Below are 13,790 nucleotides of genomic sequence, written 5' to 3' on the forward strand. Positions count from 1 at the left end.
CATTCATGCTGGCCTCCTTCCAGCCAGCATGTTGAATCACAGCCCAGAGAAAAGCGGAATCCTCAGCGACTCAGTTCGATGTCATCCCGCTCTAGCACGATCGGACAAGACCTGGCGAAGTCGGTGTTTCAGATCCATGGCGTAGGGCCGGACGGAAGCGTCGTGGTGGAACGTCAACTCCGGCGATCAGACCTATTGCGATGGTTCGGCAAGCAGAAGCCATGCCTCGTCGACCTCGAAGCCTGTAATGATAACCTGGAATAGAGCCTTTTTCGTAAAACGGGAAGAGAGTTACTAAGTGAGCTCAACCTGCGATTAACATCCCGCGCGGAAGTCTCCGTTGTCAGCGCTCCGAAAAGAGTTCGCGAGAGGACCTGCAAAATGTCGTGCTCGGTATCGTGGCGTTTGACGCCGGTGTTCCAGATCGGTGAATTTTCGGAAGATCAGTTGCTTCCCCGATCCCGTTTCTCCCGCTACATGCGTTGCGATCCCTTCTTGTCGCCGTACCGAGCGCGATAGTTATCGATCGTGTCCATGGCACCGCAAAACTCGACATTGTGCCAGTCCGGATCGTAGAGGTAGCAGGCCACGTTGCCGCCGGTTTCTCCGTCTCCCAATGGCGGTTCGCTGTTATGCCTGACCGGACCGTAATTGAGGGGAACGCCGTTTGCGCGCTGCTGTTCGGCAAAAGCCAGAACGTCTTCCAACCGGTTTCCTTCCACTTCCAATGCAAAATGAAAAAAGCTCATGCCGGTGGGCGTCGCAATCTGACCGGACGGATCATATTGCTCAACCAGAACGAGGCATTCCTCGTGGTTGCTGGCGCTCATATAGGCGCATCGGACCGTCCATCCCTCCCGCAAGGGATGCGGTTCGGCTTCGCAGGTCCGGCTGTGCGACAGTCCCGCGACCTGTTCGTACCACGCACGGCTGCGGGCAATGTCCTTCACATAGATCGACAACTGGCCGACATGCGAAACCAGAGAGGGTTTGAAGACGCCATAGTCCTCGGTCTTGTTGGAAAAGCGCCGTCTCGTCAGGGTCGGCCACAAGAGCACCAGTTCCCGGAACCACTTGTGCTTGAGCAGGAATCCGAATTTCTGCTGGAATGGAGGAATGACGTTCGGCGGGACGTATTCGGACGTGCTCATGGGGCGCACTCCTCGATGATTTCGACGCAATGACGATCCGGGTCTCTGACGGAAAACGCTCTTGCAACGGGTTTTGCCGATGCCAGTACCCGTCCCTCCCGAATGGTCAGGTCCATCTTTTCGGCGCGCTCGCGAATGGTATCGAAGCTTGTCGCATCCCGCACGGCGAGCGAAAAATGAAGCATCGAGCCATTGTCCATCTGCAGCGTCCGGTGCTTGACCAGACAAATGTCGTGATGGTGGAAGCCGAAGGAGAAGAAACGCATCTCCTGCTGGGACAGACGCATGGCGGCGCTGCTGTCGGGATGGTTGAGCGCGGAAAACTGCAGGTCCAGCAATTCCGTGTAGAACGCCTTGGACCGCTCCAGGTCGGTGACGTAGAAGACATGGTGCTGAAGCTTGGTCGCCGCAATCGGCTTATGCGTGTTCATGCCGTCTTCCTTCCTGTTCCTGGCTCGACGCCCATGCCACGTATTTCCTCGTCTGCCTGCCGCCTCTCAGGAGTCCGGCCAGCAAAGCCAGGAATGGTGAAAAGCCTCGGCGTGGCCGCTTCCCTCGGCTGACGCGATGAATTTGATTCTCGACAATGGATCGCGCGGCGAGCGAAGCGAGCGGCTTGCTCCTCCACTCTACGCTTGGCGCGGCGACCTCGACCGTCTGCCCGCATTGCCAGGCTTCTGGGAGATCCGGCCGTAGCGCCAGCGCCGTTGCCATGCCCACAATGGAAATCCCCGCGTCGATCGCCTGTTCCGCAACGGCCTTCCGGCGGATTCCTCCAGTCAGCATGACCGGCATGCGGGCGATGGCGGTCACCTGCTGCGCAAATTCGAGAAAGTAAGCCTCTCGTGCGAGTGTTCGGTCGTCGCCGGTGCGTCCCTGCATCGCCGGGCTTTCATAATTGCCGCCGGAAATCTCCACGACGTCCACGGCCAAGCCGTTCAGCCCCTTCACCAGGTGCAGGGCATCATCCTGATCGAAGCCGCCACGCTGAAAGTCCGCCGAATTGATTTTCACCGCGACACAGAAGTCTTTCGAGACATGGTCGCGAACACCTCGGACGATGTCGAAAAGCAGCCGCGTCCGGTTCTCCAGAGAACCGCCCCAGGCGTCCCGGCGGCGGTTGGCCAGGGGCGAGAGGAACTGGCTGAGGAGGTAGCCATGCGCCGCATGAACTTCCACGCCGCTAAACCCGGCCTCTTGCGCGATGACGGCCGTTTCCACGTGGCGGCGAAGCACGTCGCGGATATCGTCCTCGGTCATTTCGCGTGGCATCGCGAACATCTTCGAAAACCGGCCCAATTCGACGGGCACGGCGGACGGCGCCAGCGCAGGCTGCCGCAGATTGGCGCGCATCTGTCGTCCCGGATGATTGATCTGCATCCAGCACTGCGCGCCCTGGCTGCGCGCCGCCTGCGACCATCGGCGCAACGCGGCGAGATGTTTCCGGTTCTCGACGACAACGCCGCCCGGTCCGGTCATGGCGCGACCGTCCACCATGACGTTGCCCGTTACGATCAGACCGGCGCCTCCCTTGGCCCAGGTGTCATAAAGCCGCCAAAGCCTTTCGCCCGGCGCGTGGTCTGCATCGGCCAGGTTTTCCTCCATTGCGGCCTTGGCGAGACGGTTCTTCAGGACGGCACCGTTCGGCAAGGTGAGAGGCTGAAAGAGCGGGTCGTCGGTCATTGTCTGTCCTCAGGCCGAAATGGTGACGCGCTGCTCGCCCAGATCGATGATCCCGTCGGGGCTCTTGATCCGGGCGGTCACGACATCCCCCGCCTTCAGATATTGGGGCCTGCGCGACTGGGTCCTTTCAAAGGCCGCCCAAAGCTTCTTTTCAGGCAGGACAAGCTGCATCAGCTTGCGCAGAGCGGGTGGCGGAACCCTCAGCGCGCAGCCCGACGGCGTGCCGGTCAGCAACACGTCGCCCGGCGCGATGTCGGAGAAGGTCGAAAGCTCCGTGATCGTTTCGGCCGGTTTGAAGACGAGGTTGCGCGTCGTATCGCGCTGACGTTCCGCTCCGTTGACCGAAAGCGAAAGGTCCAACCGGTCGAGGTAGTGGAATTCTTCCGGTTCCAGCACCGTCAGATAGGGCCCCATGGGGCAGAAGCCGCGATAGCTCTTGCCTTTGAAGAACTGCGTCTGCGGAATCTGGATATCGCGTGCCGAGACATCATTGGCGATGGCGATGGCGAAAACATACTCGCTGAGAGTCGCCTCGGTCACGGTCACGGGTGCGGTAATGGCCTTGCGAAACACGAGTGCGAGTTCGATTTCGTAATCGAGCAGGCGGACATGCGGCGGTTTGCGGACCGTGCCGCGAGGCGCGTTCAACGAACAGTCCGCCTTTTCGAAGAACATGTTGAAGGTCTTCTCGTCCGGGTCCATCCCCGATTCGATCATGTGCTGGCGATAATTGGCGCCCTGGCAGAGAATTCGCGCCGGTGCGGTGACGGGCGACAGCAAGGTCACATCCGCCAGCGACACGCTTGCCGCGCGCCCCGAGGCGGCGATCCAGCCGGTCTCGCCGTGCTCGATCAAAGCTGCGGTTGTCGGGTATTCCTGGTCCAGCGGAGCGATTGCGTCGCCCTTCACCAGGCCCCAGCGGCGGCGGCGGCCGATCTCGAAGTGGGCGAGATTCATGGCCATGTCCGTGTTCCCTCTCTCAACGCAATCTCACAGGACGTCCGTCTGGAAGACGTATTGCCCCAGCTTTTCGCGGAGCGGGGTTGCGTCGCCCTCCGTCCGGACCTTCGCCAGCAGACCACGCTTGGAATCCTGCACTACGGACAGGTCTTTGAGCGTGACGCCGCAGGCGTTCGCCTCCGTGCGAACGACCAGTTCGATTTCCCGCATGGACAGCGCCGGCTTGAAAATCTTGCCGACCGGCGTGACCGGCATGTCGGGTAGGACGATGACCGCCCTGGGTTGCGCCGCACGTTCGGGAATGTGGGTTGTCACATGCGCCAGGAGTTCTTTCTCCGAGGCCGTGTGGTCCGGTCTGAGCTGGACGTAGAGCACCGGCAACTCACCCGCATGCACATCGGGTCGCCCAACCGCCGCGGCCAATTGCACCGCGGGATGCTCATAGGCGGCCTGTTCGATCACCTGCGGGTCGATATTGTGGCCGCTGCGGATGATCAGCTCCTTCTTGCGCCCGGTGAGCCAGAAGTAGCCGTCCACATCCTGACGGGCGAGGTCGCCGGTGTTCAGCCACCGCTCGCCGTCAATCGTGAGCCAGATGCCCTCGTTGTGCTCGGCAATGACATAGCCGGCAAAGACGTTGGGGCCATGGATGGCCAATAGGCCGACTTCCTCCCGGTCCGCGAAGCCAGCGAACCGGCCATCATTGTCGAGACGCACCACGGCCATCTTCTGGTAGGGGATGCGAATCCCGATCGAACCGATCCGCCGTTCGCCGAGGGGCGGATTGACGCTCGAAACACAGGCACCCTCGGTGAGCCCGTAGGCTTCGAGGATCCGAATGCCCGTCGTCTTCTCGAAATTGCGGAAGGTTTCTACCGGCATGGGCGCCGCGCCGCAAAAGCCATATCCGACGCTGGAAATGTCCCGGCCGCCCAGCGGAACCTGAAGCAGCGAGGAATAGACGGTCGGAACGCCGGAAAAGGCGAAGATGCGGTAATGCTCGACGATGTCCCAGAAGGAGCGGATGACGCCCTCGCCGCGATAGCCCTGCGGTGTGCCGAGGATCACATGCGAGCTGTTGCTCCAGGGGGCAAGCCCGGTCACCAGCTGACCGTTGACGTGAAAGAGCGGCAAACCGCAGAAGATGGGCTTTGCCGCGCCGAGCACCTCGCCTGCGAAAAGGCGCATCGACCAGCTGTTGAAGACTTCGGAAAAATGTGTCCGCTTGGCGATCTTGGGCGTGCCGGTCGTGCCGCCCGTGCAGAAATAGGACGAGATGTCGTCTGGGCCCGGCGTCTCGAAATTCAGCCCTTCGCCATTTTCCCGGGCGATTTCCCTGCGCAGGTTCAAGATGGGCAGCGGCTTGCCTGGTATGCTCAACCTGCGGAAACGGGACAAGGTTCGAAAGGCAAGGCCGGCTGCACCTCGGACATAGGGGCCCACCCCGACCGTCAGAATGCCGGCCAGATCGGGCACCTGGGCCGCGGCCTGGCTGGCCTTTTCCCAGATGTCGCTTCGCAGCGTCGGCTCCAGCGTCACCAGCCACTTGGCCCTGCCGGCTCTCAGAAGCTCGCCGATCTGCTCGGCCTCCAGAAGCGGATTGATGGCAAAGGCAATCCCGGCCGCCTCGCCGCCCCAGATGACGAAATGGGTTTCGGGCAGGTTCGGTAGCACGAAGGCGACGACGTCGCTTCGGCCGATGCCGAGCCGGCGCAGGGCGTTGGCGGTACGGGTGATGTCCGCAAGGAGTTCGCGTTGGGTCCAGGTGACGGGCTTCTTGTAATCCTTCGCCCGCAGGAAAAACGACAATGCCGGAGACTCGGGCGACGCCGCCAGTCCTATTGACAGCATCTCATAGGTGCTCGTGGGCAGCCCCCTCTCGGCCAGGGAGATCTCCTCGAGCTCGGCAATGTCGGTCTCGTTGTTCACCTGAACACCGCCGGTATCATGTCTGGTCTTGAGCATCGTTGCTCCCGAAACACTCAGTGTGCAGCTACGACTCCGGGAGCGGCGGCAGATCGTTGGCGGCAATCGCGCGCGCCTCCGCTGCCTCCAGTCCCAGCGCCCGCAAAACCAGTTCAGCCGCATTCGATCCGGCCTCACGCCAGGTCTTGTGCCCATCGAGCACCAGCAACATGGCCGCGACGCCGGTTCCACCGATCATGGCCAGGACGGATGATGCCTGGTCCGGCTGAAACTGGAACCGTCCGGCTTTCAGACCTTTCATCAGGTCCACGGATGGCTGGGACTCAAACATGGTCCGCAGAAGATTGCTGGAGAATGCGAAACGGAGGATGAAACGCCCCCATACCGGGTCTTCATGCGCTCTGCGGACGAAGTGGCGGATCCCATTGGCGACGGCGATCGCCGGATCGGCAATGTCCTGGGATGCGAGGGCGATGCGCGCATGCATCTCCGAAGCAAGCCCGGCGACGACCTCCTCGAACAACCGATCGGGCTCGACGCCGTTGTTGTAGATCGTCCCGCGTGCAACGCCAGCGGCCTGCGCAAGCTCGCTGACATTGATCTGATTGCCACCCTTTTCCGCAAACAGCCGCATGGCCGCCTGATTGATCCGGGCCTGGGCGGTCGAGGCAAAGCTCACTGGATTCTCCTCGTCACTCTTGACAGAAATTGAACACTACTGTTCATTCCGAGTCAATCATGTTGATAAGGCGATCACCGGAAACAAGGGTGGTCCGGGGAAGCCAAACTATGGAAGCCAGTGTCCAATCGCACACCGACGTGCTGGTCGTGGGATGCGGACCTGTCGGGGCGGCATTCGCCCTGATGCTGGGTCGGCTTGGGATCTCTACGCTGGTAATCGACAAGGCGCCGGACATCTATCTGGCGCCCCGCGCCATCGCCTTTGATTTCGACGCCTTGCGGATCCTGCAATCGGTGGGCGTCGGAGAAGCGGATTTCGAGCAGGTCCGGATCCCGGTCGTGCGGTTGATATCACCGCTGTTCGGCGAGTTCGCCCGCATCAATACCGGGCAGGATGTCGACACGCATCCAATGCAGATCACCTTCTATCAGCCCGATCTCGAGCGGGGCCTGCGCCGAAAGCTCGAGCAGACGAAAAACCTCGCGCTCAGCCTCGGGACCGAACTCGTGGCACTGACCCAGACGCGCGAAGGGGTGCTCGCAAGCGTCAGACATGCGGATGGTCAGATGCTGGACATCCGTGCCGGCTATCTCGTCGGCGCCGACGGCGCCCATTCCGTGGTCCGCGGCATCATCGGCCGGGACTTCCAGGGAAGCAGTTTTGCCGAGGATTGGCTCATCGTCGACGCGCAAAACCCTTCGCAGCCTATCGACCACGTTGAATTTCTCTGCAATCCGAAGCGACCGACACCCCACATGGTGGCGCCGGGGGGTCGGCAGCGATGGGAATTCATGCTGGCCAGAGGCGAAAGCCGCCAACAAATGGAAAGGGACGAGGAAATCGATCGTCTTCTGGCCCCCTGGGGCGGGATCGCCGCCATGAAAATCGAACGCAAGGCCGTTTATCGCTTCCACGCGCGGATCGCCTCGTCCTTCCGAAACGGACGGGTCTTCCTGATCGGCGATGCAGCGCACATCACGCCACCCTTTGTTGGGCAAGGTCTGGTCTCGGGGCTGCGGGATGCTGCCAATCTTTCCTGGAAACTGGCCTACGTCATTCAGGGAAAGGCAGGTCGCCACATCCTGGATAGCTACGACCAGGAAAGACGCCCGCACGCGAAAGCCATGATCAATCTTGCCCGCTTCATGGCCAAGCTCATCATGCCGCGACACCATCTTTCGGCCTTCATAGTCCACGGCACGATGAAACTGATGCGCTGCGTTCCCGGCTTGCGCGCCCTGTTGGACGAACAGGGAATCCGTCCTTCCAACAGCTTTCGCAGGGGCTGCTTCATCAAGTCGGCGTCATGGCCAAAGCCTGGCCACATGTTTCCGCAGGTCTGGCTTCTGGACCCGAAGGGAAACGAGTTCCGCAGCGACGATGTCCTGGGTCAGCATTTCGCGCTCATAGGACTGAATACGGATCCCGGTGAATATCTGACGGAAGACACCAGGCAGTTCGTCTCGTCTCTGGGGGCCACCGCAGTGGCAATCGGTCACGCCGACACATCGACAGCGGCGCGATTTCATTACAGGCTGAAAACGCCCTCGGCGTTGCTGCCGAAAGGAGATCGCAGGGTCGCGCTCGTCCGACCCGACCGCATTGTCATTGCAACCTGCCGGGCCCGCGACACGGCATCCATGCTTCGCTCCGTCAAGAAATACTTGGACGGTTGATTTCTTTCAAACGGGCGCCTCTAAAAACATCTCCAAGCGCTTTGTCTTGTGATTCCATTGCCCTGGAAGCGATGGGAGGGAATGGATGCGCGGACAGCCTGGATTTCGGGACATTGAAGAGCGTTACGGGCGTCTCGGCGAGGACGGCGATGCGTTGGAGAAACTGACGCGATCGCGCCGTGGGAGGTTTTCCGCAAGCCTCTGTTGAAAGCATTGAAGCGTTCCGACGGCGCCAAGGGTGGGAAACCGCCCTACGATCCCGTTCTGATGTTCCAGGTCTCGGTTCTGCAGGGCACTACAACCTGTCGGACGATCAGGGACTATCAGGCTAAATTTCAAATCCAAGACCGGCTGGCTTTCAGGCGTTTTCTCGGCCTAGCCGACAAGCTGCCGGACGCCAAAACGATCTGGCTGTTCCGGGAGCACTGGGTCGAGGCCGGAGGGTCGTGTCCCGACGGGTGGTGTAGGATCTGCGCAAATCCGCGAGCGAGCGCGCCCTCAACAGCGCCGTAGTGATGTGAGGGGATTTGCGGCGGTCATCGTCGATCTTCGGTAGGGTTCGGATTGCGAACCTGACCCTGAAGGAAGACCACGATGACCGACATGAAGACTGCGCTCGTGAACCTCATCGAGCAAGAGGCGGACACCGATCTCGTTCGCGACATGCTGGCCTTTGCTGCCGAGTGGACGATGGAGATGGAGATGGAAGCGCGAACCGGCGCGCCTGCTGGCGTTCGAGCCCCGGATCGAACGAACCATCGGAACGGCTATCGCGAACGGGCTTGGGACAGGCGGGCTGGGCGGATCGATCTTTCGATCCCGAAGCTCAGGAAAGGCAGCTACTTCCCGAGCTTTCTAGAGCCCCGGCGCACGGCTGAGAAGGCCCTCGTTGCTGTGATCCAGGAGGCGTATGTGCATGGCGTCTCGACACGCTCGGTGGATGACCTCGTCCGCGCCATGGGTGCTGGTGGCGTATCCAAGAGCGAAGTCAGCCGCCTGGTCGGTGAGATCGACGAACGGGTGAACGCTTTCCTCTTCCGGCCGATCGAGGGCGAATGGCCATACCTCTGGATCGATGCAACCTATCTGAAGGTCCGCGAGGGCGGTCGCATCATCTCCACCGCGGTCATAGTCGCCGTCGGCGTCAACGCCAGCGGTCGCCGCGAGATCCTCGGTGTCGCAACCGGTCCTTCAGAGGCAGAGACGTTCTGGAAGAGCTTTCTGCGCTCGCTCGCCGATCGCGGTCCGCGCGGCGTGAAGCTCGTCATCAGCGACGACCACAAGGGCCTCCGATCGGCGGCGAACAAGGTCTTTTCCGCCACCCACCAGAGATGCCGCGTGCACTGGATGCGCAACGCGCTGTCCCATGCCGGCGCAAAGCAGCACCGCCCCGCCGTCATCGCCATGCTGAAGACGATCTTCGCCCAGGAAACCCAAGACAATGCACGCCGCCGCTGGCACGAGGTCGCCGATCACATGCGCAACAACAAGTTCGACCGGCTCGCCGAGATGATGGACTCATCCTGCGAGGACGTCCTCGCCTACATGGCCTTCCCGCACGATCACTGGCCGCAGATCGCCTCGACCAATTCGCTCGAGCGCGTCAATCGCGAGATCAAGCGACGATCGGATGTCGTCGGCATCTTCCCCAATGACGCCGCCGTCAGACGCCTCGTCGGCGCGCTCATGTTGGAGACCAACGACGAATGGGCCGTCTCAAGACGCTACATGTCTCTGGAAACCCTCGCTAAGGTCTGCGACAATCCCATCGTCAGCCTTCCCATGCTGGACGCCTGACACACAATCATCTCGGACCCACCGAGATCGACGTTCCTACACCACTCCACGGGACGCCACCGTGTGTCTTGCGGAAAGATAGGTCGCTAAGCTGTTGATTTTTATGACAGTATGGCGGTGAGAGAGCCCGCCGTAGACGCGGCTTTTTCGCATATCTAGTGCCCTGACGGTTGCACCGGCACAAAATACGCCTCATTGGAATCCTACGGTTATGACATCGGGGATTGGAATGGCCCGCAACAAGCTATCCGAGACGGCTATCAAGGCCATCACCAAACCCGGAATTTATTCCGACGGTGACGGGCTCTTTCTTCGCGTGCGGAAGGGCGGATCGAAGTCTTGGGTGTTCATCCATCGCCGTGGCGGCAAGCGTGACGAGGTCGGGCTAGGTGGATACGGCCAAGGCACCGCGCCCGTCACGCTTAAGCGGGCACGCCAGCGTGCCGAGCTTATTCGCGAGCGAATTGCGGATGGCGAAGACGTTCGGGTGGCGCGCGACGCGGTGGCCCCCGTCGCACCGCCGCCCGTGGTGACATTTAAGGACTGCGTCGACGCCACGATTGCCATCAAGACCAAGGAGTTCCGCAACGAGAAACATAAAGCACAATGGCGCATGGTGCTCGAAAAATACGCCAAGCCGCTGCACGACAAGCCGGTTGCCGCTGTTACCGTGGACGACATCGTTAGGTGCTTGACGCCCCATTGGGAAAAGCGCCCTGAGACGGCCGATCGGCTGCGGCAACGCATAGGGGCCGTTATGGATTATGCGAAGGCACGCGGGCTCAGGACGGGTGACAATCCGGCCGCCTGGCGTGGCAACCTTTCACATCTCCTACCGGCCCGCCAGAAACTCGCAAGGGGCCACCATGCCGCCCTGCCCTTCGCTAAGGTGCCGGCGATGGTCGGAAAGTTGCGACGGTCAAAAGGCACTGCGGCAAGGGCGGTCGAATTCCTCACATTGACCGCCGTTCGCACCGGCGAGGTCCGCGACGCGGTTTGGTCCGAGTTCGATTTCGACGATGCCGTTTGGACAATCCCGGCTTTGCGGATGAAAGCGGCACGGGAACACCGCGTCCCGCTCACGCCAAGGATGATTGCGATCCTCCGCGAACGTCAAACGGCAGCGATCGGCCCGCACGTCTTCGGCGGGCAGAAAAACGATAAGCCGGTCTCGGCAACAGCCATGACCAAGGCCCTGCGAGCCGCGGCCCCCGACGATGCCGGCTGCACCCTTCACGGCCTTCGATCCGCCTTTCGCGATTGGTGCGGCGAGGAGACGGACACCCCTCGGGAGATCGCCGAAGCGGCACTAGCGCACAACGTCGGCAATGCGGTCGAGCTTGCGTACCGCCGCGGGGATGCATTGGAAAAGAGGAGTAAGCTGATGTTGAAATGGGAGGCTTATTGCAGAAAAACTTGACATTTTTGTATACATGCTATACAAGCGTCACATGCAACGCAAAACCGACACCGCCTTTGAGCAACGTCTGAGCGTATCGCAAAGTATCCGGTAAATTTCAATGACTGCGAAGAATGAATTCAAGCCGCGCTTGATTTCGGAGCAAAAAGCGTGTGAGCGCGCTTGCTTTTCCCGCTGGACTATAAATGAATTAGTGCGTCGCGGGGACTTCCCAAAGCCAGTAAAAATAAGCGATAAACGCAAGGCGTACGTCGCGGACGAAGTCGACGCTTGGGTCGAAGCAAGGATAGCGGCCCGGTAGCCCGCGCCATGTCGACGTAGCGCGCCGGCGTGTACCATTCGTTGTCGCCGCTAAACGCGGCCAGCCGCGACGCAGCACCCGCGCCGTTATCGTTGGCGGGCTCTAGCGCCGGCATGGACATGGGTGCGGGTTGGGGTGCGCCGCGGCCAATATTGGCGGTGGACATCTGCGTGGGTTGGCCGGTCTTCGGGTGGATGAAAGTCCGGGGTTCATACTGATAACCGTTATCAGTATGGCTTTCACGCATGCTTCCAACAAAGGGCTGGCTTACCCCACACCGCCGGGCAATCTCCCTATCCGACCACGCCGCCCATTCAGCATCTTCCAGCAACCGCGTGACCGCACGTCGCTTGTCCGCGTTCGTGCGCCGCATGCCGTGGGTGGCATTGGCGCCGACGCTGTGAAGGATAGCGTCGCGCCGTGTGCCTTGGCGGATGTCGGCCAAAAATTCTCACTTCGATTAATACGAAGTGACACCGCCCCGGAACCGGGCAGGTATAGCGGCGCCCCGAGGCGCCATCCGCCGCCGAAGCGGCTTCCCTTGCAGAGAAATCCCAATTGAACGATACCGACTTGCGACCCGTGCCGTGTCCACACGGCGGCGGCACGGTTGACGCAACCGAACGCCTTGAACGGCTTCCGCCGGAAACAATCCGACGCCTTACAGACTTCGTAACGGCCGCCCCCTACCTGACCCGCGGTCGTTACGACAGCCGCATAGCGGCCCATGTCGCCGAAGCTGCGGTGCTGGACGGCGCCTGTGCGCTGACCACCAAAGGGCTTGCCCGACGCTTTGGCTCGAACCGCCAGACTATGTGCAAGGCGATCCGCCGGCTGATCGCGGCACGGGTCATCTGCATCGTCGGCGAACAAGCGGACAAACGCCGTCTCTACGCCCCATGCCTGGAACGTGGCGACGAATGGCGCCGCGATTTCGAAAGGCGCCAGCCATGAGCCGCGCCGTCGATAAGTCGGACGGCCTCCTGGCAAAATACCTTCTTTTGACAGCAATCATTGGGACCGATTGGGCCACGCGTTTGGACCACAAGGTCGCGACCATCATCGTTGAACGATACCGCAGCGACCACGGCAACGCGCGCGCCAGCAACAGCTACCTAGCGTGCCTCACCCGTGCCGACATCAAGAACGTTCGCATTTCCGTCGGCCGTCTTGTGGAGCATGGTGCGTTTTTCATCCATCGCGAGGGCAAGGGCACCCGGCCGACCGAATACGTCCCCAACTTCTCGTTCGCCGCTAGTGGTGGTGCACACGCCCCCGCTACTAGTGGGGATGCGGACACCCCCACATGTGGGGGTGCAGACGCCCCTACTAATGGCCGTAGTGGGGATGCTGAAACCCCCCAATCCCGCTTACCCGTACCGCTTACAATAAGCGGTTACGGGGAAGAAGCGACTAAAGAACCCGCCGCGGCTACGCCGCCGCCCGCGCCGCGCCCTGATAGGGCGGGCGGGTCGGTGCCGGCCGGTGATTTCGAGGTGCTTTGGCGGGCGTACGGCTTCAAGCGGGGGAAGGCCGAAGCCCGCGCCGCCTTTGATGCGCTGTCGCCATCCGACGAACGGGCGGCGGCAATGATCGAAGCGGCACGGGACTGGTGCGCGGCCTGGGCGGAAGGCGGCGACGCGAAGACGGGCCGTCGAACTTTGGCGAGTTGGCTGCAGCGGGAGGATTTCGACTGCGAGCCACCCCGACGTTACGAGAAGCCCACACGACAGAAGCGGCCAACCGATGACGAGGAACGGCCGCAGGCGCCGACAACCGGCACGGCAGGGCCGCCACAAGCCCCAAAACGCCATCGTGTCACCATCACCGACGCGGCGACGCACCAGGCTGGCGCCGACATCGTTCTAGCCATCGTCATGTCGGCCGAGGACGGCACGCATTTCCGGGCAGAGCACAAGGTGCAAGCCCGATCGGCTTCTGAACAGGAAGACGGACAGCGCGCGCTAGCCCGCCTGTGCATGGCGGCGAACCTTGGCGCCGTGGAAGACGCCGCCGAGTTGTGCGGTCGTGAGATCGAAATCATGGCCGGTCCGACGGGGCCGATCCATTACGTGCCGCACTTAGACTGCGGCCTCGTTGCATAATTTGTGGAGGCACCTATGCCGAACACCCCAAACACCCGCACCGCAGAGCCAAAGACGAAGACCCCGCCCTTCCGTGACTGGCCCTTTCC

At 61.5% G+C, this 13,790-nt stretch carries 13 protein-coding genes and 1 pseudogene; 8 read left to right on the plus strand and 6 right to left on the minus strand.

All coding sequences use genetic code 11. The annotated features are described in order from the left end of the window. Positions 1 to 78 precede the first annotated feature (78 nt). Positions 79 to 246 (plus strand): annotated as a pseudogene (locus B9A15_RS23475) (IS110 family transposase); the annotation flags it as partial. Positions 247 to 473: 227 nt separating this feature from the next. Here B9A15_RS23475 and B9A15_RS18725 read toward each other — a convergent pair. Genes B9A15_RS18725 through B9A15_RS18750 form a run of 6 tightly spaced genes read right to left on the minus strand, consistent with a single transcriptional unit; the run spans position 474 to position 6,399 of the window. Beyond that, on the minus strand, positions 474 to 1,151 hold the full coding sequence (locus tag B9A15_RS18725; RefSeq protein ID WP_084412065.1) for a VOC family protein: 678 nt from the start codon (positions 1,149 to 1,151) through the stop codon (positions 474 to 476). After that, complete coding sequence (locus B9A15_RS18730; protein WP_084412066.1) at positions 1,148 to 1,582, minus strand: VOC family protein; 435 nt, start codon at positions 1,580 to 1,582, stop codon at positions 1,148 to 1,150. The genes B9A15_RS18725 and B9A15_RS18730 overlap by 4 nt, the downstream gene beginning before the upstream one ends. Continuing rightward, complete coding sequence (locus tag B9A15_RS18735; RefSeq protein WP_084412067.1) at positions 1,569 to 2,834, minus strand: NADH:flavin oxidoreductase/NADH oxidase family protein; 1,266 nt, start codon at positions 2,832 to 2,834, stop codon at positions 1,569 to 1,571. The genes B9A15_RS18730 and B9A15_RS18735 overlap by 14 nt, the downstream gene beginning before the upstream one ends. Positions 2,835 to 2,843: 9 nt before the next feature. Continuing rightward, positions 2,844 to 3,797, minus strand: coding sequence for a fumarylacetoacetate hydrolase family protein (locus tag B9A15_RS18740; protein ID WP_084412068.1), 954 nt, complete (start codon positions 3,795 to 3,797; stop codon positions 2,844 to 2,846). Positions 3,798 to 3,824: 27 nt separating this feature from the next. After that, positions 3,825 to 5,759 carry an acyl-CoA synthetase gene (locus tag B9A15_RS18745; RefSeq protein WP_084412069.1) on the minus strand — a complete coding sequence of 645 codons (1,935 nt, stop codon included), beginning with the start codon at positions 5,757 to 5,759 and terminating at the stop codon, positions 3,825 to 3,827. A gap of 28 nt (positions 5,760 to 5,787) precedes the next feature. Further along, positions 5,788 to 6,399: a TetR/AcrR family transcriptional regulator gene (locus B9A15_RS18750; protein ID WP_210190546.1), complete on the minus strand. Its 612-nt coding sequence runs from the start codon at positions 6,397 to 6,399 to the stop codon at positions 5,788 to 5,790. 110 nt (positions 6,400 to 6,509) lie between these two features. On the opposite strand from B9A15_RS18750, the gene B9A15_RS18755 reads away from it, so the two are divergent. From B9A15_RS18755 to B9A15_RS18780, 7 genes are all read left to right on the plus strand, one after another. Then, positions 6,510 to 8,078, plus strand: coding sequence for a bifunctional 3-(3-hydroxy-phenyl)propionate/3-hydroxycinnamic acid hydroxylase (locus tag B9A15_RS18755; protein ID WP_084412070.1), 1,569 nt, complete (start codon positions 6,510 to 6,512; stop codon positions 8,076 to 8,078). A 213-nt stretch (positions 8,079 to 8,291) separates the two neighbouring features. Beyond that, positions 8,292 to 8,591: a transposase gene (locus B9A15_RS23480; protein ID WP_483189054.1), complete on the plus strand. Its 300-nt coding sequence runs from the start codon at positions 8,292 to 8,294 to the stop codon at positions 8,589 to 8,591. An 81-nt stretch (positions 8,592 to 8,672) separates the two neighbouring features. Next, on the plus strand, positions 8,673 to 9,875 hold the full coding sequence (locus tag B9A15_RS18765; RefSeq protein ID WP_084412071.1) for an IS256 family transposase: 1,203 nt from the start codon (positions 8,673 to 8,675) through the stop codon (positions 9,873 to 9,875). Positions 9,876 to 10,104: 229 nt separating this feature from the next. Further along, a complete protein-coding gene (locus B9A15_RS18770; protein ID WP_084412072.1) occupies positions 10,105 to 11,295 on the plus strand; it encodes a tyrosine-type recombinase/integrase in 1,191 nt (396 codons plus the stop codon). 100 nt (positions 11,296 to 11,395) lie between these two features. Then, positions 11,396 to 11,596, plus strand: a complete 201-nt coding sequence (locus B9A15_RS23900; protein WP_084412073.1) for a helix-turn-helix transcriptional regulator — start codon at positions 11,396 to 11,398, stop codon at positions 11,594 to 11,596. 558 nt (positions 11,597 to 12,154) lie between these two features. Continuing rightward, a complete protein-coding gene (locus tag B9A15_RS22660; protein WP_139798487.1) occupies positions 12,155 to 12,550 on the plus strand; it encodes a MarR family transcriptional regulator in 396 nt (131 codons plus the stop codon). Continuing rightward, complete coding sequence (locus tag B9A15_RS18780; RefSeq protein WP_084412074.1) at positions 12,547 to 13,701, plus strand: hypothetical protein; 1,155 nt, start codon at positions 12,547 to 12,549, stop codon at positions 13,699 to 13,701. Before B9A15_RS22660 ends, B9A15_RS18780 begins: the two co-directional genes overlap by 4 nt. Positions 13,702 to 13,790 lie beyond the last annotated feature (89 nt).

This window comes from Fulvimarina manganoxydans, from assembly GCF_900176465.1.
Lineage (GTDB): Bacteria > Pseudomonadota > Alphaproteobacteria > Rhizobiales > Rhizobiaceae > Fulvimarina > Fulvimarina manganoxydans.

What these genes read in the sequence shown, in the direction of transcription:
- B9A15_RS18725 (WP_084412065.1), bottom strand. Translation starts at nt 1,151, where the DNA reads ATGAGCACGTCCGAATACGTCCCGCCGAACGTCATTCCTCCATTCCAG.
- B9A15_RS18730 (WP_084412066.1), bottom strand. Translation starts at nt 1,582, where the DNA reads ATGAACACGCATAAGCCGATTGCGGCGACCAAGCTTCAGCACCATGTC.
- B9A15_RS18735 (WP_084412067.1), bottom strand. Translation starts at nt 2,834, where the DNA reads ATGACCGACGACCCGCTCTTTCAGCCTCTCACCTTGCCGAACGGTGCC.
- B9A15_RS18740 (WP_084412068.1), bottom strand. Translation starts at nt 3,797, where the DNA reads ATGGCCATGAATCTCGCCCACTTCGAGATCGGCCGCCGCCGCCGCTGG.
- B9A15_RS18745 (WP_084412069.1), bottom strand. Translation starts at nt 5,759, where the DNA reads ATGCTCAAGACCAGACATGATACCGGCGGTGTTCAGGTGAACAACGAG.
- B9A15_RS18755 (WP_084412070.1), top strand. Translation starts at nt 6,510, where the DNA reads ATGGAAGCCAGTGTCCAATCGCACACCGACGTGCTGGTCGTGGGATGC.
- B9A15_RS18765 (WP_084412071.1), top strand. Translation starts at nt 8,673, where the DNA reads ATGACCGACATGAAGACTGCGCTCGTGAACCTCATCGAGCAAGAGGCG.
- B9A15_RS18770 (WP_084412072.1), top strand. Translation starts at nt 10,105, where the DNA reads ATGGCCCGCAACAAGCTATCCGAGACGGCTATCAAGGCCATCACCAAA.
- B9A15_RS23900 (WP_084412073.1), top strand. Translation starts at nt 11,396, where the DNA reads ATGACTGCGAAGAATGAATTCAAGCCGCGCTTGATTTCGGAGCAAAAA.
- B9A15_RS18780 (WP_084412074.1), top strand. Translation starts at nt 12,547, where the DNA reads ATGAGCCGCGCCGTCGATAAGTCGGACGGCCTCCTGGCAAAATACCTT.